Source organism: Bacillus paramobilis, from assembly GCF_038096195.1.
GTDB lineage: Bacteria > Bacillota > Bacilli > Bacillales > Bacillaceae_G > Bacillus_A > Bacillus_A mobilis.
On sequence record NZ_CP151108.1, the window covers coordinates 966,068 to 986,957 of the forward strand.

20 protein-coding genes and 2 tRNA genes are annotated in these 20,890 nt (G+C 36.7%); 19 read left to right on the plus strand and 3 right to left on the minus strand.

Features of this window, described 5'->3' with window-relative positions; translation table 11 throughout:
* The first annotated feature begins 157 nt into the window (after positions 1 to 157).
* The 8 genes from racE (at position 158) to AABL52_RS05080 (ending at position 5,022) form a co-directional block, all read left to right on the plus strand.
* Positions 158 to 967 (plus strand): glutamate racemase, encoded by an 810-nt coding sequence (racE, locus tag AABL52_RS05045; protein ID WP_000774001.1) that lies wholly within the window; start codon positions 158 to 160, stop codon positions 965 to 967.
* 130 nt (positions 968 to 1,097) lie between these two features.
* A complete protein-coding gene (gene gerM, locus AABL52_RS05050; RefSeq protein ID WP_001126753.1) occupies positions 1,098 to 2,147 on the plus strand; it encodes a spore germination protein GerM in 1,050 nt (349 codons plus the stop codon).
* Positions 2,148 to 2,278: 131 nt separating this feature from the next.
* Positions 2,279 to 3,016 carry a ribonuclease PH gene (gene rph / locus AABL52_RS05055; RefSeq protein ID WP_001261765.1) on the plus strand — a complete coding sequence of 246 codons (738 nt, stop codon included), beginning with the start codon at positions 2,279 to 2,281 and terminating at the stop codon, positions 3,014 to 3,016.
* 11 nt (positions 3,017 to 3,027) lie between these two features.
* A complete protein-coding gene (locus AABL52_RS05060) occupies positions 3,028 to 3,636 on the plus strand; it encodes an XTP/dITP diphosphatase (protein WP_000815930.1) in 609 nt (202 codons plus the stop codon).
* Positions 3,637 to 3,649: 13 nt separating this feature from the next.
* A complete protein-coding gene (locus AABL52_RS05065) occupies positions 3,650 to 4,153 on the plus strand; it encodes a metallophosphoesterase (protein ID WP_097844045.1) in 504 nt (167 codons plus the stop codon).
* A 109-nt stretch (positions 4,154 to 4,262) separates the two neighbouring features.
* A tRNA-Gly gene (locus AABL52_RS05070) sits at positions 4,263 to 4,336 on the plus strand.
* 1 nt (position 4,337) lies between these two features.
* Positions 4,338 to 4,411: transfer RNA gene (locus AABL52_RS05075), tRNA-Arg, on the plus strand.
* 410 nt (positions 4,412 to 4,821) lie between these two features.
* Complete coding sequence (locus AABL52_RS05080) at positions 4,822 to 5,022, plus strand: hypothetical protein (RefSeq protein WP_000124458.1); 201 nt, start codon at positions 4,822 to 4,824, stop codon at positions 5,020 to 5,022.
* Positions 5,023 to 5,105: 83 nt separating this feature from the next.
* Here AABL52_RS05080 and AABL52_RS05085 read toward each other — a convergent pair whose 3' ends face one another.
* A complete protein-coding gene (locus AABL52_RS05085) occupies positions 5,106 to 5,720 on the minus strand; it encodes a PH domain-containing protein (protein ID WP_097844041.1) in 615 nt (204 codons plus the stop codon).
* 509 nt (positions 5,721 to 6,229) lie between these two features.
* Between AABL52_RS05085 and AABL52_RS05090 the strand changes: the two genes are divergently transcribed.
* The 7 genes from AABL52_RS05090 (at position 6,230) to ysxC (ending at position 15,669) form a co-directional block, all read left to right on the plus strand.
* Positions 6,230 to 6,478: a hypothetical protein gene (locus AABL52_RS05090; protein ID WP_001983650.1), complete on the plus strand. Its 249-nt coding sequence runs from the start codon at positions 6,230 to 6,232 to the stop codon at positions 6,476 to 6,478.
* Between the two features lie 197 nt (positions 6,479 to 6,675).
* Positions 6,676 to 7,674 carry a hypothetical protein gene (locus AABL52_RS05095; protein WP_097844039.1) on the plus strand — a complete coding sequence of 333 codons (999 nt, stop codon included), beginning with the start codon at positions 6,676 to 6,678 and terminating at the stop codon, positions 7,672 to 7,674.
* A gap of 309 nt (positions 7,675 to 7,983) precedes the next feature.
* Positions 7,984 to 9,261, plus strand: coding sequence for a trigger factor (tig, locus tag AABL52_RS05100; RefSeq protein ID WP_327800987.1), 1,278 nt, complete (start codon positions 7,984 to 7,986; stop codon positions 9,259 to 9,261).
* Positions 9,262 to 9,525: 264 nt separating this feature from the next.
* Positions 9,526 to 10,785: an ATP-dependent protease ATP-binding subunit ClpX gene (gene clpX, locus AABL52_RS05105; RefSeq protein WP_000472283.1), complete on the plus strand. Its 1,260-nt coding sequence runs from the start codon at positions 9,526 to 9,528 to the stop codon at positions 10,783 to 10,785.
* A 106-nt stretch (positions 10,786 to 10,891) separates the two neighbouring features.
* Entirely contained in the window at positions 10,892 to 12,562 is a 1,671-nt protein-coding gene (gene lonB, locus AABL52_RS05110) for an ATP-dependent protease LonB (RefSeq protein WP_033656407.1), read from the plus strand.
* A 183-nt stretch (positions 12,563 to 12,745) separates the two neighbouring features.
* Positions 12,746 to 15,076: an endopeptidase La gene (gene lon / locus AABL52_RS05115; RefSeq protein WP_000097311.1), complete on the plus strand. Its 2,331-nt coding sequence runs from the start codon at positions 12,746 to 12,748 to the stop codon at positions 15,074 to 15,076.
* Complete coding sequence (gene ysxC / locus AABL52_RS05120) at positions 15,073 to 15,669, plus strand: ribosome biogenesis GTP-binding protein YsxC (RefSeq protein ID WP_000869115.1); 597 nt, start codon at positions 15,073 to 15,075, stop codon at positions 15,667 to 15,669. The genes lon and ysxC overlap by 4 nt, the downstream gene beginning before the upstream one ends.
* A 39-nt stretch (positions 15,670 to 15,708) precedes the next feature.
* Here ysxC and AABL52_RS05125 read toward each other — a convergent pair whose 3' ends face one another.
* Positions 15,709 to 16,125, minus strand: a complete 417-nt coding sequence (locus AABL52_RS05125) for an organic hydroperoxide resistance protein (protein WP_002160351.1) — start codon at positions 16,123 to 16,125, stop codon at positions 15,709 to 15,711.
* A 2-nt stretch (positions 16,126 to 16,127) separates the two neighbouring features.
* The gene (locus AABL52_RS05130; RefSeq protein WP_000138544.1) at positions 16,128 to 16,580 is read right to left on the minus strand and encodes a MarR family winged helix-turn-helix transcriptional regulator; all 453 of its coding nucleotides are present in this window, start codon (positions 16,578 to 16,580) and stop codon (positions 16,128 to 16,130) included.
* A gap of 414 nt (positions 16,581 to 16,994) precedes the next feature.
* Here AABL52_RS05130 and hemA point away from each other — a divergent pair, with 414 nt between their 5' ends.
* From hemA to hemD, 4 genes are read left to right on the plus strand one after another with little or no spacing between them, the layout of a single operon-like run.
* Positions 16,995 to 18,329, plus strand: coding sequence for a glutamyl-tRNA reductase (gene hemA / locus AABL52_RS05135; RefSeq protein WP_000547848.1), 1,335 nt, complete (start codon positions 16,995 to 16,997; stop codon positions 18,327 to 18,329).
* Between the two features lie 17 nt (positions 18,330 to 18,346).
* Positions 18,347 to 19,180 (plus strand): cytochrome c biogenesis protein, encoded by an 834-nt coding sequence (locus AABL52_RS05140; RefSeq protein ID WP_000008998.1) that lies wholly within the window; start codon positions 18,347 to 18,349, stop codon positions 19,178 to 19,180.
* A 15-nt stretch (positions 19,181 to 19,195) separates the two neighbouring features.
* On the plus strand, positions 19,196 to 20,125 hold the full coding sequence (gene hemC, locus AABL52_RS05145) for a hydroxymethylbilane synthase (protein WP_097844036.1): 930 nt from the start codon (positions 19,196 to 19,198) through the stop codon (positions 20,123 to 20,125).
* 2 nt (positions 20,126 to 20,127) lie between these two features.
* Positions 20,128 to 20,880, plus strand: coding sequence for a uroporphyrinogen-III synthase (hemD, locus tag AABL52_RS05150; protein WP_000992366.1), 753 nt, complete (start codon positions 20,128 to 20,130; stop codon positions 20,878 to 20,880).
* Positions 20,881 to 20,890: the final 10 nt, after the last annotated feature.

Here is a 20,890-nt window from a genome sequence, read left to right on the forward strand (position 1 = left end):
TCTATCTTGCAAATTATGAAAAAAAGGAGCAAAATAAAAAAGGTCCTAGTCTATACAGGTACAAATGAAAATTTTCATACAGAAGCAGTTTAAGTTAGCCAACTTAAAGTGTGTAAAATATAATGATAAAAAAAGATGATGAATGAGAAAACGGGTGATGAAGTTGAATAGAGCAATCGGTGTTATCGATTCAGGAGTTGGCGGTTTAACAGTAGCGAAGGAATTAATTCGTCAGTTGCCGAAAGAGCGTATTATATATTTAGGGGATACAGCACGTTGCCCTTATGGTCCGCGTTCTCGAGAAGAAGTGCGTCAATTTACGTGGGAAATGACGGAGCATTTACTAGATTTAAATATCAAAATGTTAGTTATTGCGTGTAATACAGCAACTGCGGTTGTGTTAGAAGAGATGCAGAAACAATTACCAATTCCAGTGGTAGGAGTTATTCACCCAGGATCACGTACAGCTTTAAAAGTGACAAACACGTATCATGTTGGGATTATCGGAACGATTGGAACGGTGAAAAGTGGTGCATACGAAGAAGCGTTAAAGTCTATTAATAACCGTGTTATGGTAGAAAGTTTAGCGTGTCCGCCTTTCGTTGAGCTTGTAGAGAGTGGCAATTTTGAAAGCGAAATGGCATATGAAGTTGTAAGAGAAACGTTGCAACCGCTGAAAAATACTGATATTGATACACTTATTTTAGGTTGTACACATTATCCGATTTTAGGTCCTGTTATTAAAAAAGTAATGGGAGATAAAGTGCAACTAATTAGTTCAGGTGATGAAACAGCACGCGAAGTAAGTACAATTTTATACCATAGTAAAATGTTGAATGAGGGAGAGGAACAAAGTGATCATCTCTTCTTAACAACAGGAAAAATAGGCCTATTTAAAGAAATTGCATCAAAATGGTTCGGTCAACCGATTGAAAATGTGAAACATATTTATTTAGAAAAAGAATAATAGTAGAATTCATATAAGTGAACTCCTGAGAAATCAGGAGTTTTTTGTTTAGAAGAAGCACAGCTTGTTCTAAAACATGAAACAGCTCGTATACATAATAGTACAAACTTAGATTTTAGGGGGGAATGGCATGCCTAAATCCACTTTTAAATGGGTTGTTGGTGCTACTGTGAGCGCTGTTTTACTAACAGGGTGTGGCTTTATAAATCAGGAGAAAGCAACGGAACAAATTGATCCGCCAAAACAAGTTACGTATACAGAGGGTGGAAAGAAAGAAGTAGCTAAGAAAGATAAGCAAGGACAAATGGTGAATAGAGAACTATACCTTGTTGATAAAAATGGTTATGTTGTACCACAAACGTTAGCTGTACCTACTCCGAAAGCAAATGAGGTTATTCAGCAAACGTTAGAGTACCTTGTGAAAGATGGACCGGTAACGAATTTATTACCGAATGGGTTCCGTGCAGTTATTCCAGCAAATACATCGATGACCTTGGATTTGAAAAAAGATGGGACGGCAGTCATTGATTTCTCTAATGAAATGAAAAACTACGCAAAAGAAGAAGAACGTCAAATTGTTGAGTCAATAGCGTGGACGTTGACGCAATTTAAAGAAGTAAAACAAGTGCAGTTCCAAATAAATGGTGAGAAATTGGCGAAGATGCCTGTTGGTGGTACCCCGCTTGGTGAAGGGGTGAGCCGTGCTAACGGTATCAACTTCGATGACGAGCAAGTAGCGGATGTAACAAATACAAAACCAGTTACACTTTATTTTATGGCACAAAATAATAATAAACAGCAATACTACGTACCCGTAACACGCCGCGTTGTAGAAGGAAAAGAAAATGATTATGCAGCAATTATAGATGAGCTTGTAAAAGGACCGATTCATCAGTCGCTTCTGAATGATTTTAATCCAGGAGTTAAGCTTATTACGAATCCGAAATTACAAGATGGAAATCTTACATTAAACTTTAACGAAAATATATTTATAAACCCAGATAAAAATATGGTTTCAAATTACGTATTGAAGTCGTTAGTTTTATCTTTAACTGAAAAGAAAGGTGTGAAAAGTGTTTCTATTGAAGTAAATGGTAAAGCAAATCTTATAGATGAAAAGGGCGGAAAGTTAATAAAACCTGTAGATCGTCCAGAAAACGTGAATACAGGTAGTTTTTAATCGTCAATAATTTGATATACTTATTAAGTAAGAAAGGGGAATTGCTTTTTGGGTTCCTCTTCTTTTATTGTATACATATCATACATTTAAATTTGGCTATACTAACAAGTAGTTATGAGGAGGTTATTTTTATGCGAGTAGATGGTAGAGAGAAAACAGAATTACGCCATATACATATTCATACGAATTATTTAAAACATCCAGAGGGATCAGTATTAATTGAGGTTGGGGATACAAAGGTAATTTGCTCAGCGACAATTGAAGAGCGTGTCCCGCCGTTTATGCGTGGAGAAGGAAAGGGCTGGGTAACAGCTGAATACGCGATGATTCCACGTGCAACAGAACAACGTACAATTAGGGAGTCAAGTAAAGGGAAAGTAACAGGACGTACAATGGAAATCCAACGCTTAATTGGACGAGCTTTACGTGCAGTAGTTGACTTAGAAGCACTTGGTGAAAGAACAGTTTGGATTGATTGTGATGTTATTCAAGCGGATGGTGGAACGAGAACTGCTTCTATTACAGGTGCATATGTAGCAATGGTATTAGCGTTTGAGAAGTTATTACAAGCAGAAAAAGTATCTAAAATTCCAGTAAAAGATTATTTAGCAGCAACGTCAGTAGGGATTGTTGAAGAACAAGGTGTTGTTTTAGATTTAAACTACGCAGAAGATTCTAAAGCAGACGTGGATATGAACGTAATTATGACTGGAAAAGGTCAGTTTGTTGAAGTGCAAGGAACTGGAGAAGAAGCGACGTTTAGCAGAGCGCAGTTAAATGAATTACTTGATGCTGCGGAACAAGGTATTTTCCAACTGATTGACATGCAAAAAGAAGCGTTAGGCGACATCGTATCTCATATAGAGTAGAGGTGGAAAGTATGAAACAAGTTGTTGTAGCGACAAAAAATATGGGGAAAGTACGTGAATTTGCTGAGTTATTTGAGCGATTTGATTTAGAAGTGAAATCATTACACGATTTTCCTCATATTGAAGAAGTCGAAGAAACTGGTGAAACATTTGAAGAAAATGCGATTTTAAAAGCGGATAGTTTGAGCAAACAGCTGAATGCGATCGTAATTGCGGATGATTCAGGTCTTATTGTAGATGCTTTAAATGGAAAACCAGGCGTTTATTCAGCTCGTTTTGCTGGAGAGCCGAAAGATGATCAAGCGAATATTGATAAAGTGCTACAAGAATTAAATGAGGTAGCGTTTGATAAGCGTAAAGCTCGCTTCTACTGTGCATTAGCAGTGGCTTTCCCTGAAGGTGATAAAAAGCCTGTCATTGTAAACGGGACGTGCGAAGGGTATATTTTAGAACAGCGCCGCGGAGAAAACGGCTTCGGATATGATCCGATTTTTTATGTGGAAGAATATAAAAAAGCGATGGCGGAACTAAGTTCAGATGAGAAAAATGCCATTAGTCACCGAGGACGTGCTCTTCGTAAATTAGAAGAAAAAATCCCTGAATGGTTTTTAGGAGAATAAGGGAGAGAGATTGATGAAAGCTTTAATCGTAAGCGATAGTCATAGCTCTGTGAAGGAATTACAACAGTTAAAAGAGAAATATGAAGGGAAAGTAGATATCATGATTCATTGCGGTGATTCAGAGCTAACGCCTGCTCATGAAGAGCTGCAAGGTTTCCATGTTGTAAAAGGGAACTGTGATTATGCTAACTTTCAAGATGAAATTGTAACTGATTTAGATGGCATTCGTTTCGTAGTTGTGCACGGACATCGTCATAACGTGAAAATGACATTACAAACATTAGCGTACCATGCAGAAGAGGTAGGGGCGCAAGTTGCTTGCTTCGGACACTCTCACGTATTAGGTGCGGAATTAATCGATGGCGTTTTATTTATTAATCCAGGCAGCATTTTATTACCGCGTCAGCGTGTAGAAAAGACATTTGCTTTATTAGAAATGGATGAAAATCAAATGGAAGTTCGTTTTGAAACATTAGATGGACAACTAGTTGAACAAGCAGTTTTTAAAAGAGGATAAGAAAAATTATCCTCTTTTAAAAAAGGTGTTGACTTTATGTATGGTTATACATATAATAAATATTGTCGATAGGGCAACAGCGCTAACGAAGAAAAATAAAATAACATATGCGGGTGTAGTTTAGTGGTAAAACAAGAGCCTTCCAAGCTCTGGTCGAGAGTTCGATTCTCTTCACCCGCTCCATGTCCCAGTAGCTCAGCCGGATAGAGCATACGCCTTCTAAGCGTACGGTCGGGAGTTCGAATCTCTCCTGGGACGCTAACAAAACCTTGTTATCTTTTGATAACAAGGTTTTTTGTTTGTCTAAAAATTGATGTATGTGCAAGAAGTGTAAAAAATATAACGTAACATATGATAATTATTATATACAACAGATTAAAGTGCATTAAAAAGAGCGCCGTTTATGCGCCCTGTTCCTCATATTTAATTTAAAGAATAAATAGGTTTATGATGGAACTCGAATTCATATCCAGATTCCCCTAATTAATCACTTAGAATGTTATAAAACTTTTTACAATTCTAGTACGATTGAGCAGCTGTGATCGAAACTTATCCCCGACAGTGTGTTACAATTAATAGAAGCGGAAAGCGAGAATCTCCAATTGACTGGACGTGTGATGGGTTGGACAGTTTAAGAAGGTTGTATAAAAAAGGGAGATGGCGCAAAGATGGCGAGATCAAATGAGAATGATTTAACGGAGAAATTGGCAGAAGGTCACCGAAAATATGGTGATGGCAACTTTACAGTACAGAACATCGGTGATGAAACTAACCCGGATTGGACTGTCGTAAAAAATGTGAGGAAGGGATCGGCAGGCATTCGCGAAGGCGAAGATATATTAAGACTGCGATCAAAATATATAAAATAGTACGGAAATGGGTGCTCAGGAGTTCGAATCTCTCCTGGGGCGCCAAGAAACCCTTGTTATCTTTTGATAACAAGGGTTTTTGTTTAGTTATTAATAAACTTCTCAAATACAAAACCATAATCTTTCAAGTTATATTGTTTCTTCGTATCAACGAGCCAGTTAAAGGCGATTTCATTCATTTCTTTAAACTGCTCTGCTAAATTTACTTGTGCGTTTGAAATACGGCTGAAAGCGTTAGATGCCATATCTAGACTTTTATGTGCATATTGCAATGTAATATCGTTGTCGTATGAGATTTCTTCTATTTTAAGTAAAGCTTTATATAAATCTTTTAATTCTTCAATATGTTTTTTATGAACATCAATTGAATAATGCTCATCTCCCATTTGAAACTTAATTTCTACATCTAAATCAATTGTTCCAGCAGTTTCAAGTGCTACGTTTTTAATTTGATATTTACTATAACTAAAGCGGCGTAGTGTACGTTTTTTACTTGTTGCGCTTGTGCCATCTAGGTGGAGTAATCCTTTGTTTGTGAAACAATATTCATCTGATTTTGATTTAATGAGAAAATAAATTTTCTCCCCATCTTCATGCATCACGTAATCATCAGCATCAACTTTATCGTAGTCTTTTGGTGTGATGACAGAACCTACATCGCTTAGTCCTAATACATCTGCAGCCATTTTTTTAAACATACATAATCCCCCTTTTAAATTAAATTCTTAATTGTATAAAAATATATTAACACGATTTCAATAAAGTGTTTTCTTATAAATGAAAACATTTGAAGGTAAGTTAAGGAAAGTAACGAATAATTATTTCAACCCTAAGTTATTTAGTAAATCTATTAGTTTAAGGGTGGATTCTCCGAAAAATAACCAAGAGAAAAACAAGTGCTTATAGAGAAATTCCGTGATGTCATCTCAAGTAATATGAGGTATTTTTCTATCCTTTTTTGAAATCTTACAATTCTGTAAGGTAACTGTAAGGAAGTTCGATGGTAACAAATTGCTAATCCTCTATAATGAAGGTAACAACGATAAAACGAGGAGGAAAAGATGATGAAAGGGTTAATCGTAACGGGTTTAACAGTTGCTTTTGGATTTGTAGCGTATGAGAAATTAACGTATGTAGTTGATGTTGTAAAACATTTAATCGCTTAGTAAAAAAACTGCCATGAGAGGGAAAGGGAATGAGTGAATGAATGGAATGGTTATTTGGAATTATAGGTACTTGTAGTGTAGTGTTATTGTTCTTTGTCCCGAGTGGTATACTTAGTTCGACAACGAGTTTGTTCTTCTTAAGTTTGTTTGCTTGTACGATGCTTATTATTATGTTTTTAATGAAGCGAAGTAAACCAATCTTCTATTTTAGCATGATTGTTATGGCAATTATTGTTCTCCAAATTATTACCCTTGTTATATACCCCACTATTATAAAAGCTTTCCATTAATGATGAATCCTCTGCTTTAATTGCTGAGGGTTTTTATTTGCACATTTTTAATTTTTAGTAAGGATTTGTTTATATTGAAATATAGAAATTGAATATTTTTATATTTCAAACAAAAGGTTTTGGGATGTTGTGTTCTCATTACTCATTTGATATATTTACTTTAAAGATAATTAAAATCTAGAAAAAGAGGCGGACGTATGGATAAAAAAGAAAATACGGTCGTATTGTTTCCGCAGCTATCAGAGCGATATATTGATGAAGGTTTTTTAGCACTGAAAGAGCGGAAATTCGAAGATGCATTGCGCTGCTTTGAAATATTACGTCAGTATAATGCAGAAACGGAACAAACGGAACTCGCTTCTGTTATTTGTTTGTTAGAATTAAAGCATATGGAAGAAGCGAAAGACAAATGTGAACAGTTGCTTGAAACAGGAGCTGTGTTATTTGGTGATATTCTTGAAACATATGTGACGATTTTAGTTCAAACAAATGATTATGAAGGCGTTATTGAAACCGTCGAAAAAGTTTTGCAAACGAAAGATATAGTGCCTGAGCAAAAGGAAAAATTAGCACAGCTCGCTTTATTTGCAGAAGGTATGATAAATGAAGTAGATACGTCACTAGTCGATTCGAATTTTGAGTTGGATGAGTTTACTAATGAAATGTTTGGAGAAAACTTTGGGCAAAAGTTAAGAGCGATTCAGCAACTTTCGTTAAAAGACTTGGATCTTGCATTACCTATTTTAAAGAAATTTTTAATAGACGAAAAACAGCACCCGTATTTGAAAACTTCTATTTTGTATAAAATGATAGAAAATCAAATAGAAGAAGAAATAGAGGTAGAAAAGTTTGGGAATACGATTAAGGTGATTCCAGCATTTACAGGTCATAATGAGGAGCAATCCGATAACATTATACATACACTATCAAGCCGATTAGAGCAAAATTATCCCGATATATTTGATGCGATGGTTACATATTGGAAAGAATTGCGAATTAGCATTTTCCCATTTGCTCTATTAATGGATAAAGTAGAGATTTGGGCTGCTGTTTTAGAGAGAATTGGAAGAAAGCGTTTCGGATTAATTATTGATGAAGAAGAGCTTATGACAGCGTATAATATTGAATTGGAAGAGTTTCATATTGCCTATCAATGGTTATTACGTGTTGAAAGAGAAGGATATTTGCCCGTATAATTATGAAAAAGAATCGTTCGGTTCTTGAAACGAGCATATTCTATGTTATAATGTAAGGGTTGCAAAAGGCAGAAATCTGCCTGTTTGTAAGAGAAGAGAAGTGTAATTCTCTTACTTAATATGTTTCATATTATTCTCGAACAAAATATACCGTAGTTGTCTCTTAGGCAATTAGTAGATTGGAACATTATATCTGAAAGCTTTTGCTAGAGGATTATTTGTATTTTTGTTATTTCGAAAAAGAGATAATGAAGATTTTAATCTATAGAGGTATGTGCATACATTATTATAGTTGGAGGGAAAGAATAAATGGCTGCAAAATGGGAAAAATTAGAAGGTAACGTAGGCGTTTTAACAATCGAAGTTGATGCTAAAGAAGTAAACAACTCTATCGACGCTGCGTTCAAAAAAGTAGTACAAACAATCAACGTACCAGGTTTCCGTAAAGGAAAAATGCCTCGTCCGTTATTCGAACAACGCTTTGGTATCGAATCTTTATATCAAGATGCTATAGATATCATCTTACCAAAAGCATATGGTGAAGCGATTGATGAAGCTGGTATCTTCCCAGTTGATCATCCTGAAATCAACATCGAGAAGTTCGAAAAAAATGCTAACCTTATCTTCACTGCAAAAGTTACAGTGAAACCTGAAGTTAAATTAGGTGAGTACAAAGGTTTAGCAGTAGAAAAAGTTGAAACAACTGTAACTGACGAAGATGTAGAGAACGAATTAAAATCTTTACAAGAGCGTCAAGCTGAATTAGTTGTTAAAGAAGAAGGAACTGTTGAAAACGGTGATACAGCTGTAATCGACTTCGAAGGTTTCGTTGATGGCGAAGCATTTGAAGGCGGAAAAGGCGAAAACTACTCTCTAGCAATCGGTTCTGGTACATTCATCCCAGGTTTCGAAGAGCAAGTAATTGGTCTTAAATCTGGTGATTCTAAAGATGTTGAAGTATCATTCCCAGAAGAGTACCACGCTGCTGAATTAGCTGGCAAACCAGCAACATTCAAAGTAACAATTCACGAAATCAAAACAAAAGAACTTCCTGAGTTAAACGACGAGTTCGCTAAAGAAGCAGACGAAGCTGTTGCAACTCTTGATGAATTAAAAACAAAACTTCGTACAAACTTAGAAGAAGGCAAAAAGCACGAAGCTGAGCACAAAGTACGTGACGAAGTAGTAGAATTAGCTGCTGCTAACGCTGAAATCGAGATTCCAGAAGCTATGATCGACACTGAGTTAGATCGTATGGTTCGTGAATTCGAGCAACGTTTAAGCCAACAAGGTATGAACCTTGAGCTTTACTACCAATTCACAGGTACTGACGCTGACAAGTTAAAAGAGCAAATGAAAGAAGACGCTCAAAAACGCGTAAGAATCAACCTTGTTCTTGAAGCTATCATTGAAGCTGAAAACATCGAAGTTACTGAAGAAGAAGTAACTGCAGAAGTTGAAAAAATGGCTGAAATGTACGGTATGCCAGTAGACGCTATCAAGCAAGCTCTTGGAAGCGTAGACGCTTTAGCTGAAGATCTTAAAGTGCGTAAAGCTGTAGATTTCTTAGTAGAAAACGCTGCATAATAAAATAACAAGGCACGATTTTAATCGTGCCTTGTTTTATAAATATAGAAATATATTTATAAAACTTTTCGATGAAGAAGGAAAACTTCCTTTACAAGTCGAATATACATATTTCAAAAGTTTTAAAATTTTTTTATTTGTACATAACTAGTCATATTATTTGTATTTCTCGCCACGTAGTGACATAATATGTATTTACATACGATACATTTATCGTGTACATACGAAGGCAAGAGGTTAGCACTTTGTAAGGGGTGTGAAAATATGTTTAAATTTAATGATGAAAAAGGTCAATTAAAATGTTCTTTCTGTGGTAAAACACAAACGCAAGTTCGAAAGTTAGTTGCAGGTCCAGGTGTTTACATTTGTGACGAGTGTATCGAACTTTGTACTGAAATTGTACAAGAGGAGCTTGCGAAGGACGAAGAAGTAGAATTCAAAGATGTACCGAAACCGGTAGAAATTCGTGAAATCTTAGATGAGTATGTCATCGGACAAGATAACGCGAAAAAAGCACTAGCGGTAGCGGTATATAACCATTACAAACGCATTAATTCTAACAGCAAAATTGATGATGTAGAATTAGCGAAGAGTAATATTTCACTTATTGGGCCAACAGGTAGTGGTAAAACATTACTGGCACAAACATTAGCGCGTATTTTAAATGTTCCATTTGCGATCGCGGACGCAACATCTTTAACAGAAGCTGGATACGTTGGGGAAGATGTAGAAAATATCTTACTAAAATTAATCCAAGCAGCTGATTATGATGTAGAGAAAGCGGAAAAAGGAATCATTTATATTGATGAGATTGATAAAGTGGCACGTAAGTCCGAAAATCCATCAATTACACGTGATGTATCTGGTGAAGGTGTGCAGCAGGCACTTCTGAAAATTTTAGAAGGTACTGTAGCAAGCGTTCCGCCTCAAGGTGGTCGTAAGCATCCGCACCAAGAGTTTATTCAAATTGATACAACGAATATCTTATTCATCTGTGGTGGAGCGTTTGATGGCATCGAGCCAATTATTAAACGTCGTCTTGGTGAAAAAGTAATTGGATTTGGTGCTGAGAAGAAAAATGCTGATGTAAATGAGAAGCATGTTTTATCTCACGTATTACCAGAGGACCTTTTAAGATTTGGTTTAATTCCAGAGTTTATCGGTCGTCTTCCAGTTATTGCGAACTTAGAGCCGCTTGATGAAGATGCACTTGTTGATATTTTAACGAAACCGAAAAATGCACTTGTTAAGCAATTCCAAAAACTATTGGAGCTTGACGATGTTGAGTTAGAGTTTGAAGAAGGTGCACTAATTGAAATTGCGAAAAAAGCAATTGAACGTAAAACAGGTGCTCGTGGACTTCGTTCTATTATTGAAGGCTTGATGCTTGATGTAATGTTCGAACTGCCATCTCGCAAAGATATTGAGAAGTGTATTCTTACGAAAGAAACAGTAGCTGATAATGAACCGCCGAAATTGGTGCTACAAGACGGTACTGTACTTGATACAAAAACATCTGCATAGTGCGAAGAAGAAACAGCAATTTTTATAATTGCTGTTTTTCTTTATGTTTAGCTATGTTCCTCCGCGGAAATACTAAGAGATAAAACATTGCGGGAGGAAATAAATGATGAGCTGGACAAATATATTTTTACTTGTTCAACTTGTTTTTGGTGTAATTGTCGGATTGTACTTTTGGCATTTACTTCGAAATCAGCGAACACAAAAAGTTTCAATTGATCGAGAATCGAAAAAAGAATTAGAGCAGCTTCGTAAAATGCGCGAGATTTCTTTAACAGAGCCGCTTGCGGAAAAGGTGCGTCCTACATCCTTTTTAGATATTGTAGGGCAAGAGGACGGGATTAAGTCGTTAAAAGCGGCTCTTTGTGGCCCGAACCCGCAACATGTGATTATATATGGTCCACCAGGTGTTGGAAAGACAGCGGCAGCACGTCTTGTTTTAGAGGAAGCGAAACGAAATCCAAAATCTCCATTTCGCACGAATGCAACATTTATCGAACTTGATGCGACAACAGCAAGGTTTGATGAACGTGGTATTGCAGACCCTTTAATCGGTTCGGTACATGATCCGATTTATCAAGGTGCTGGTGCAATGGGGCAAGCGGGTATTCCGCAACCGAAAAAAGGTGCGGTAACAGATGCACATGGTGGTATTTTGTTTATTGATGAGATTGGTGAACTACATCCGATTCAAATGAACAAAATGTTAAAGGTGTTAGAAGATCGGAAAGTGTTTTTGGAAAGTGCATACTATAGTGAAGAGAATACGATGATTCCAACATATATACATGACATTTTTCAAAAAGGTTTGCCAGCCGATTTTCGCTTAGTTGGAGCGACGACGCGTTCGCCAGAGGAGATTCCACCTGCTATTCGGTCCCGCTGCTTAGAAGTATTTTTCCGTGAGTTAGATACAGAAGAAATTCAAAAAGTAGCGAAGAATGCAGCTGATAAAGTGGAAATGCAAATAGGTGAGAACGGTATTGAAATGATCGGGATGTATGCAAGAAATGGACGAGAAGCGATTAACCTTGTACAAATTTCTGCTGGTATGGCAATAAATGAAGAACGTTCTTTCATTAAAGATGAAGATATAGAGTGGGTTGTTCACTCTAGTCAACTTACACCGAAATATGAAAAACGTATTTATCCTATTCCGAGAATCGGCCTTGTAAATGGACTGGCTGTATATGGACCAAATACAGGCGCGTTATTAGAAATTGAAGTAACAGCAATCAAAGCGAAAGATAAAGGATCGGTAAATGTTACCGGAATTGTTGAAGAGGAAAGTATTGGTAGTCAAACGAAATCCATTCGCCGTAAAAGTATGGCGAAAGGTTCTGTAGATAATGTATTAACGGTACTTCGTTCTCTAGATGTGTTGCCAGAAGGGTACGATATACATATTAATTTTCCAGGTGGTATCCCAATTGATGGGCCTTCCGCAGGTATTGCTATGGCAACGGGTGTATATTCAGCAGTGCATCGTACGTATGTGAATAATGAAGTAGCGATGACCGGTGAAATAAGTATACACGGTGAAGTGAAACCTATTGGTGGTGTGTACGCAAAAATAAAAGCTGCGAAAAAAGCAGGTGCGAAGAAAGTCATCATTCCTGCTGAAAACATGCAACCGTTTTTGTACACAATAAAAGGAATTGAAATCATTCCTGTTCGTAAGTTAAAAGAAGTATTTGAGCTAACATTTATGCAGGAAAATATGCATCGAGAGCTGGATATACATACTGCTGTGGACGAAACAGATGCACAATCAATGTGAGAATGAACGATAATAAAATTTGCCAGACTTCGTTTAAGTTTGTATGCTTAAGCGGAGTCTTTTTTCCTTTTTATAAGGGAGAAAAACGAGGGATTTACAATTGCGGAAAATCTCTGCAATTGCATCTAGATGTATTGTAATATAAAATAGTTGAACAGGAGTTTAATTTATTATGGAGGTGCTATGTCTAGTATGAATACGAATGAAAGAATCGTACCCCTCCTACCATTAAGAGGCGTTCTCGTATATCCAACGATGGTTCTGCATCTTGATGTAGGACGTGATAAATCGATACAAGCACTAGAGCAGGCGGCAATGGATGAAAATATCATCTTTTTAGCGATGCAAAAAGAAATGAATATCGATGATCCGAAAGAAGATGACATATATAGTGTAGGTACAGTAGCGAAAGTGAAGCAAATGTTAAAATTGCCGAACGGTACGCTTCGTGTCCTTGTAGAAGGTTTACATAGAGCTGAAGTAGTAGAGTTTATCGAAGAAGAAAATGTAGTGCAAGTTTCTATCAAAACGGTAACGGAAGAAGTGGAAGATGATTTAGAAGAGAAAGCTCTTATGCGTACATTACTGGAGCATTTCGAACAATATATTAAAGTTTCGAAAAAAGTTTCAAATGAAACATTTGCAACGGTAGCTGATGTAGAAGAGCCAGGAAGATTAGCTGATTTAATTGCTTCTCACTTGCCGATTAAAACGAAGCAGAAACAAGAAATCTTAGAGATTGTATCTGTGAAGGAACGATTACATACACTTATTTCAATTATTCAAGATGAACAAGAGTTACTTAGTTTAGAAAAGAAAATTGGACAAAAAGTGAAACGTTCAATGGAGCGCACGCAAAAAGAATATTTCTTACGTGAGCAAATGAAGGCGATTCAAACTGAACTTGGCGACAAAGAAGGTAAGGGCGGGGAAGTTGAAGAACTTCGTGAGAAAATTGAACAATCGGGAATGCCTGAAGAAACAATGAAGGCTGCACTGAAAGAATTAGATCGTTATGAAAAGTTACCAGCAAGTTCTGCGGAGAGCGGTGTTATTCGTAATTATATGGATTGGTTATTAGCACTTCCGTGGACAGAAGCAACAGAAGATATGATTGATCTTGCTCATTCTGAAGAAATTTTGAACAAAGATCATTACGGTCTTGAGAAAGTGAAAGAGCGCGTACTCGAATATTTAGCTGTACAGAAGTTAACGAATTCATTAAAAGGACCTATCCTTTGCTTAGTAGGACCTCCTGGGGTCGGGAAAACTTCGTTAGCGCGTTCGATTGCAACATCATTAAATCGTAATTTTGTCCGTGTATCCCTTGGTGGTGTACGTGATGAATCTGAAATCCGTGGTCACCGTCGTACGTACGTTGGAGCGATGCCAGGACGTATTATTCAAGGTATGAAAAAGGCGAAAACAGTTAATCCAGTCTTTTTATTAGATGAGATTGATAAAATGTCTAACGATTTCCGTGGAGATCCATCAGCAGCATTACTTGAAGTGTTAGACCCAGAACAAAACCATAACTTCAGTGATCATTACATTGAAGAACCATATGATCTATCGAAAGTTATGTTTGTAGCAACTGCGAATACACTTTCAAGTATTCCAGGTCCGTTACTTGACCGTATGGAAATTATTTCGATTGCTGGCTATACAGAACTTGAAAAAGTGCACATTGCCCGTGAACATTTATTGCCAAAACAATTAAAAGAGCATGGTTTACGAAAAGGTAATTTACAAGTACGTGATGAAGCGCTTCTTGAAATTATTCGTTATTATACACGTGAGGCTGGTGTTCGTACACTAGAGCGTCAAATTGCAAAAGTTTGTCGTAAAGCAGCAAAAATTATCGTTACAGCAGAACGCAAGCGTATTGTAGTAACAGAGAAAAACATTGTTGATTTACTTGGTAAGCACATATTCCGTTATGGGCAAGCTGAAAAAACAGACCAAGTTGGTATGGCGACAGGGTTAGCGTATACAGCAGCAGGCGGCGATACACTTGCGATTGAAGTATCTGTAGCGCCAGGTAAAGGGAAATTAATTTTAACTGGGAAACTTGGGGATGTTATGAAAGAATCCGCACAAGCAGCGTTTAGCTATATTCGTTCTCGTGCAGAAGAGCTTCAGATTGATCCGAATTTCCATGAGAAGAATGATATTCATATTCATGTTCCAGAAGGAGCAGTTCCAAAAGATGGACCGTCAGCAGGTATTACGATGGCAACGGCACTTATTTCTGCACTAACAGGTATTCCTGTAAGTAAAGAAGTGGGGATGACAGGTGAAATTACACTTCGTGGTCGTGTATTACCAATTGGTGGTTTAAAAGAAAAAACATTAAGTGCTCACCGCGCAGGCTTAACAAAAATTATTTTGCCAGCAGAAAACGAGAAAGATTTAGATGATATTCCAGAAAGCGTAAAAGAAAACCTTACGTTTGTGCTTGCATCTCATTTAGATGAAGTATTGGAGCACGCATTAGTAGGAGTGAAACAATGAAAGTAACAAAAGCAGATATTGTAATTAGTGCTGTTAAACCAGAACAATATCCAGACAGTGATTTACCAGAAATTGCATTAGCAGGTCGTTCAAATGTCGGGAAGTCTTCCTTTATTAATAAAATTTTAAATCGTAAAAAGTTAGTACGTATTTCTTCTAAACCAGGAAAAACGCAAACGCTGAACTTTTTCTTAATCAATGAGATGATGCATTTTGTTGACGTTCCAGGTTATGGATATGCGAAAGTATCTAAATCAGAGCGCGCAGCATGGGGCAAGATGATTGAAACATACTTTACAACGCGTGAGCAATTAGACGCAGCTGTATTAGTAGTTGATTTACGTCACCAACCAACAAACGATGACGTGATGATGTATGATTTCTTAAAGCATTATGAAATCCCAACAATTATTATTGCGACGAAAGCCGATAAAATTCCGAAAGGGAAATGGCAAAAGCATTTAAAAGTTGTAAAAGAAACGCTTGCTGTTGAAATTGGCGATGAAATTGTTCTATTCTCTTCTGAAACAGGACTTGGAAAAGAAGAAGCGTGGAAGGCAATTCATAGAATGACAAAAACAAAAAACGCGTGACGAATGTCGCGCGTTTTTTGTTTTATTTACTAAATTTTTTTATCTTACGTTTAATGTAACCTCAATATTACCTCTTGTTGCTTTCGAATAAGGACATACACCGTGAGCAGCTTCTACAAGTTCTTGTGCTTCGGCATGAGAAACGCCAGCAACGTGTACATCAAGTACAGCAGATAGGCCGAAACCACCATCTGTATCTTTTCCGATAGAAACGTGAGCAGTTACTTCTGTACTTTCTACTTTCACACGTTTCGTACGAATGACAAGTTGTAATGCACTATCAAAACAAGCGGCATAACCAGCAGCAAATAGTTGTTCTGGATTTGTTGCCTCTCCGCCTGCACCACCTAGTGCTTTCGGCATTTTTACATCAAGATTTAATATGCCATCATCTGAAATTACTTTTCCGTTTCTTCCACCTGTAGCAGTTACTGAAGCAGTATATAATTTATCCATGTTTATTCCCCTTTTCTATCATTTATTGTTTTCATTGTTTCAATTAGTTTATTTAATTGAATTAATAAAGAACGATATTCTTGTTCTGTAATTCCTAAATTTGTTGCCATTGTTGTCGGCAATGAACAAGCCTTTTCTTTTAAATCTTTACCTTGTTCTGTTAATTCAATACAAACTTTGCGCTCATCTTCTTTGGAACGAACGCGTTTTACAAGTTGTAATGATTCCATTCGTTTCAACATAGGTGTTAACGTACCGGAATCTAAAAATAGACGTTCTCCAATTTCTTTTACTGTTAATCCATCTTGCTCCCATAGTACGAGTAAAGTAATGTACTGTGGATACGTAATACCCATCTCTTCTAAATATGGTCGATAAAAGCGGGTAACTTCTTTAGAACAGGCGTAAATAGAAAAACAAAGCTGGTTATCTAGATGTAAAGAATTCTCTGTCATACATAACTCCCTTCTGATTAAGTTGTGCACAATTTAATTTTGTAAAATCAATATAACGAAAAATAAATACAATGTCAAATACATTGTATTGAGAAAGTTTGTGCTACAATTTGGAACAATCATACATATTTTTCTTCATGATGAAAGAAGATAGGAAAGATGATGTTATAATTCATATGGAATAGTTTCCATCACTTGATTATGAGTGCTTTTTTTGGTAACGTACAAATAGAGTTATTAATTTATAATCATTATAAAGTAGGAAGTCTTTATTAGTTTTACTGAATCTCCTTTATTACATACGGAGAATAAATAAAAATAATCGGTTGTTCACACGATTGTCAGATTCATAAGAGGAAAGTTGTATTATGATAGTAGATAAAGTGATAAAACGGGTGAAGGGGGACATGCTGCGTGCATATTCTTGTTGTTAGTGTAAATTATCGAACAGCCCCTGTAGAATTTCGTGAGAAACTCACATTTCAAGCAGCAGAGCTAGAGCAAGCAATGACTACATTACAAAATCAAAAGAGCGTGTTAGAGAATGTCATTGTATCAACTTGTAATCGCACTGAGATTTACGCTGTTGTCGATCAATTACACACGGGACGGTATTATATTAAGAAGTTTTTAGCTGATTGGTTTCAGCTTGAAATAGAAGAAGTTGCACCATATTTAACTATTTTTGAACAAGATGGTGCAATAGATCATTTATTCCGCGTGACGTGCGGTTTAGATTCTATGGTAGTCGGAGAAACACAGATTTTAGGCCAAATAAAAGATAGCTTTTTAGAAGCGCAACAAGTAAAAGCGACAGGCACAATTTTTAATGAATTGTTTAAGCAAGTGGTTACGTTAGCGAAACGTGCGCACTCAGAAACGACGATTGGTGAAAGTGCGATGTCGGTTAGTTATGCTGCTGTCGAGCTTGGGAAGAAAATATTCGGCGAGCTAACAGATTGTCACGTACTTATTCTTGGTGCGGGCAAAATGGGTGAACTGGCACTGCAAAATTTATATGGAAGCGGTGCTCGTAAAGTAACAGTTATGAATAGGACGCTGACGAAAGCGGAAGTAATGGCTGAGAAATATATGGGACATGCAAAGCCTTTAAGTGAACTACAATGTGCACTACTAGAAGCAGATATTTTAATTAGTTCAACTGGTGCATCGGAGTATGTCATTACGAAAGAGATGATGACAAAGGTAGAGAAAATGCGCTCTGGTCGTCCTTTATTTATGGTGGATATTGCAGTGCCACGTGATATTGATCCAGCGATTGATGAGCTAGAAGGTTCTTTCTTATATGACATTGATGATTTGCAAGGAGTAGTGGAAGCAAATCGTACGGAGCGTTTGAAAGAAGCAGAGAAAATTCAATTTATGATTGAAGAGGAAATTGTTTTATTTAAAACGTGGTTAAGTACACTTGGTGTTGTACCGTTAATAGCAGCTCTTCGTGATAAGGCACTTGCTATCCAAAGTGAAACGATGGATAGTTTGGAACGTAAAATACCGAATCTTAGTGATCGTGAGAGAAAAGTAATTAGTAAGCATACGAAAAGTATTATTAATCAATTATTAAAAGACCCAATTTTAGTAGCAAAAGAAATAGCTGCTGAAGAGGGAGCAGACGAAAAATTAGCGTTATTTGCAAAGATTTTCGATTTAGAAATGGAAGACGTAGAGAGTAGTGCGGAAGAAGTAGAACATAAAAGAGCGTGGACACCATCCGTTCCATCTTTATAATTTGGAAGGATGATCGGATGAGTTTTTTAAATAACAGTATTATTTATCATATTGCAATTATTTTATATGCTTGTAGCATTAGTTTATATTTTATAGATTATTTTCAAAGTAACCGAAAGGCGAACCGATTTGCTTTTTGGTTACTTTCGATTGTGTGGGTTCTGCAGTCTATCTTCATGTTACTTCGGGCTACAGATTCAGAAACGAACCCTATATTAACTTTATTATCAGGGATTTATTTTTATGTTTGGCTATTGATTACAATGTCGTTAGTCATTAATCGATTTATGAGAATCGACTTTCTAGTCTTTTTTACAAATGTTGTCGCATTTGGCGTAAGCGCTTTTTCTATTTTTACACCGCTCGGAAAGATGTCGCCGGTACTCGCGGAGCAATTAGTTTCGGAACTTGTATATGTACACGTCGGTATGGCTATTATTTCTTATGCAACATTCACTGTATCGTTCATTTTTTCTATCATGTATTTATTACAATATCGCCTATTAAAAAAGAAAAAATGGAATGCGAGATTAAGAAGGTTAGGGAATTTACCGAAGCTAGAATCGATGTCTTACGGATTAAATTTATTTTCTGTTCCATTTTTCTTACTAGCTATTTTATTAGGTTGCATATGGGGATATACGAAATTGGACAATTTCCATTGGTATGATACGAAAGTGATCGGATCTTTTGTCGTTCTATTTGTATATTGTGCTGGTCTATATTTACGAGTGGCAGATGTGTTGCAAGGGAAGAAAATCGTACAGTGGAACATCGGAGCATTTCTCGTAATGCTAATTAATATTTTTCTATTAAGCAGTTTATCCAACTTCCACTTTTGGTATTTATAATGAGGAGAGAGAATTATGCGCAAAATTATTGTAGGGTCACGAAAGAGTAAATTAGCATTAACGCAAACAAACTGGTTTATTGATCAGTTAAAAGCGCTAGGTTTACCATATGAATTTGAAGTGAAAGAAATTGTCACAAAAGGTGATGTTATTTTAGATGTTACTCTTTCAAAAGTAGGCGGAAAAGGCTTGTTTGTGAAAGAGATTGAACATGCGTTACTTACGAAAGAAATTGATATGGCTGTACATAGTATGAAAGATATGCCGGCCGTACTTCCAGAAGGATTAATGATTGGTTGTACACCGAAGCGTGTTGACCCTCGTGATGCTTTTATCTCAAAAAGCGGAGCATCGTTTAAAGATTTAGCAGAAGGCGCTATTTTAGGTACGAGTAGTTTAAGACGCAGTGCACAATTATTAGCTGCTAGACCAGATTTACAAGTGAAATGGATTCGCGGAAATATCGATACACGTTTACGCAAATTACAAGAAGAAGATTACGATGCAATCATTTTAGCGACAGCTGGATTACAAAGAATGGGCTGGGATGATGAAGTTATTACAGAGCATTTAGATGAGACGTTATGTGTACCTGCTGTAGGACAAGGTGCATTAGCGATTGAGTGCCGTGAAGACGATAAGGATTTACTACAGCTGTTAGCGCATATGAATGATGCAGTAACAGAAAGAACAGTGGCAGCAGAACGAGTATTTCTTCATAAACTTGAAGGTGGATGCCAAGTTCCGATCGCTGGATATGCAACCCTTACAGAAAATGATGCAATCGAATTAACAGCTCTTGTCGGTTCTATGGACGGTTCTGTTTTATTGAAAGAGACAGTAGTAGGAACTAATTCAGAAGAAGTAGGATTAGAGGCTGCGGACCGTTTAATTAAACAAGGCGCAAAAGAACTCATTCTTGCTGCAAATAAGGGGCAACAATAAATATGAACGCTCTCGCTGGCAAAACGGTATTGATTACACGTGCCCAGCATCAAGCAAAACAAATGAGTGTAGTGGTGAAAGAAAAGAGCGGAATTCCATTGGAAATTCCGCTTTTGCGTATGGAAGGTATGTCTGATAGACAGATTCAACATATAGCAGGGCAACTACATTCGTATGACTGGGTTATTTTTACGAGTAAAAATGGGGTAACTTTTTTTCTAGATCGTTTGAGAAAGAAGCTTCCCGTAACGACTAAAATTGCTGCAGTAGGCGTGAAGACAAGGTTAGAGTTAGAAAAACGGGGCTATGAAGTGGAATTTGTTCCAACTTCATTTGTTGCAGAAGTATTTGCAGAAGAGTTTGTAAAAAGACTAAGTGGAAACGAATGCATTTTATTTCCGAAAGGGAATTTAGCAAGAGATGTAATTCCAGTTGCACTTCGCGAAATTGGTGTTTCTCTAGATGAGCTAATCGTATATGGTACGAAAGAAAATGCAGAGAAAAAACAAGAGTTGATAGAAGCGTTAGAAGTAGGGAAAGTAGACATTATTACATTTACGAGCCCTTCAACTGTTACTAGTTTTGTTCGTTTACTTGAGGGTACAAACTGGAGAGAATGGACAAAAAAATGTACAATTGCTTGTATAGGGCCTATTACGGAAAAAGAGGCGAGCCTTTATTTTCCGCATATTATTATGCCGAAAGAGTACACTGTAGAAGCATTGCTACAATGTATTTGTGAATCTATAAAGTGAAACTTTAATT

What these genes read in the sequence shown, in the direction of transcription:
- clpX (WP_000472283.1), top strand. Translation starts at nt 9,526, where the DNA reads ATGTTTAAATTTAATGATGAAAAAGGTCAATTAAAATGTTCTTTCTGT.
- racE (WP_000774001.1), top strand. Translation starts at nt 158, where the DNA reads ATGAAGTTGAATAGAGCAATCGGTGTTATCGATTCAGGAGTTGGCGGT.
- AABL52_RS05090 (WP_001983650.1), top strand. Translation starts at nt 6,230, where the DNA reads ATGGAATGGTTATTTGGAATTATAGGTACTTGTAGTGTAGTGTTATTG.
- tig (WP_327800987.1), top strand. Translation starts at nt 7,984, where the DNA reads ATGGCTGCAAAATGGGAAAAATTAGAAGGTAACGTAGGCGTTTTAACA.
- ysxC (WP_000869115.1), top strand. Translation starts at nt 15,073, where the DNA reads ATGAAAGTAACAAAAGCAGATATTGTAATTAGTGCTGTTAAACCAGAA.
- rph (WP_001261765.1), top strand. Translation starts at nt 2,279, where the DNA reads ATGCGAGTAGATGGTAGAGAGAAAACAGAATTACGCCATATACATATT.
- gerM (WP_001126753.1), top strand. Translation starts at nt 1,098, where the DNA reads ATGCCTAAATCCACTTTTAAATGGGTTGTTGGTGCTACTGTGAGCGCT.
- hemC (WP_097844036.1), top strand. Translation starts at nt 19,196, where the DNA reads ATGCGCAAAATTATTGTAGGGTCACGAAAGAGTAAATTAGCATTAACG.
- lon (WP_000097311.1), top strand. Translation starts at nt 12,746, where the DNA reads ATGTCTAGTATGAATACGAATGAAAGAATCGTACCCCTCCTACCATTA.
- AABL52_RS05065 (WP_097844045.1), top strand. Translation starts at nt 3,650, where the DNA reads ATGAAAGCTTTAATCGTAAGCGATAGTCATAGCTCTGTGAAGGAATTA.
- AABL52_RS05085 (WP_097844041.1), bottom strand. Translation starts at nt 5,720, where the DNA reads ATGTTTAAAAAAATGGCTGCAGATGTATTAGGACTAAGCGATGTAGGT.
- AABL52_RS05130 (WP_000138544.1), bottom strand. Translation starts at nt 16,580, where the DNA reads ATGACAGAGAATTCTTTACATCTAGATAACCAGCTTTGTTTTTCTATT.
- hemD (WP_000992366.1), top strand. Translation starts at nt 20,128, where the DNA reads ATGAACGCTCTCGCTGGCAAAACGGTATTGATTACACGTGCCCAGCAT.
- AABL52_RS05140 (WP_000008998.1), top strand. Translation starts at nt 18,347, where the DNA reads ATGAGTTTTTTAAATAACAGTATTATTTATCATATTGCAATTATTTTA.
- lonB (WP_033656407.1), top strand. Translation starts at nt 10,892, where the DNA reads ATGAGCTGGACAAATATATTTTTACTTGTTCAACTTGTTTTTGGTGTA.
- AABL52_RS05080 (WP_000124458.1), top strand. Translation starts at nt 4,822, where the DNA reads ATGGCGAGATCAAATGAGAATGATTTAACGGAGAAATTGGCAGAAGGT.
- AABL52_RS05095 (WP_097844039.1), top strand. Translation starts at nt 6,676, where the DNA reads ATGGATAAAAAAGAAAATACGGTCGTATTGTTTCCGCAGCTATCAGAG.
- AABL52_RS05060 (WP_000815930.1), top strand. Translation starts at nt 3,028, where the DNA reads ATGAAACAAGTTGTTGTAGCGACAAAAAATATGGGGAAAGTACGTGAA.
- AABL52_RS05125 (WP_002160351.1), bottom strand. Translation starts at nt 16,125, where the DNA reads ATGGATAAATTATATACTGCTTCAGTAACTGCTACAGGTGGAAGAAAC.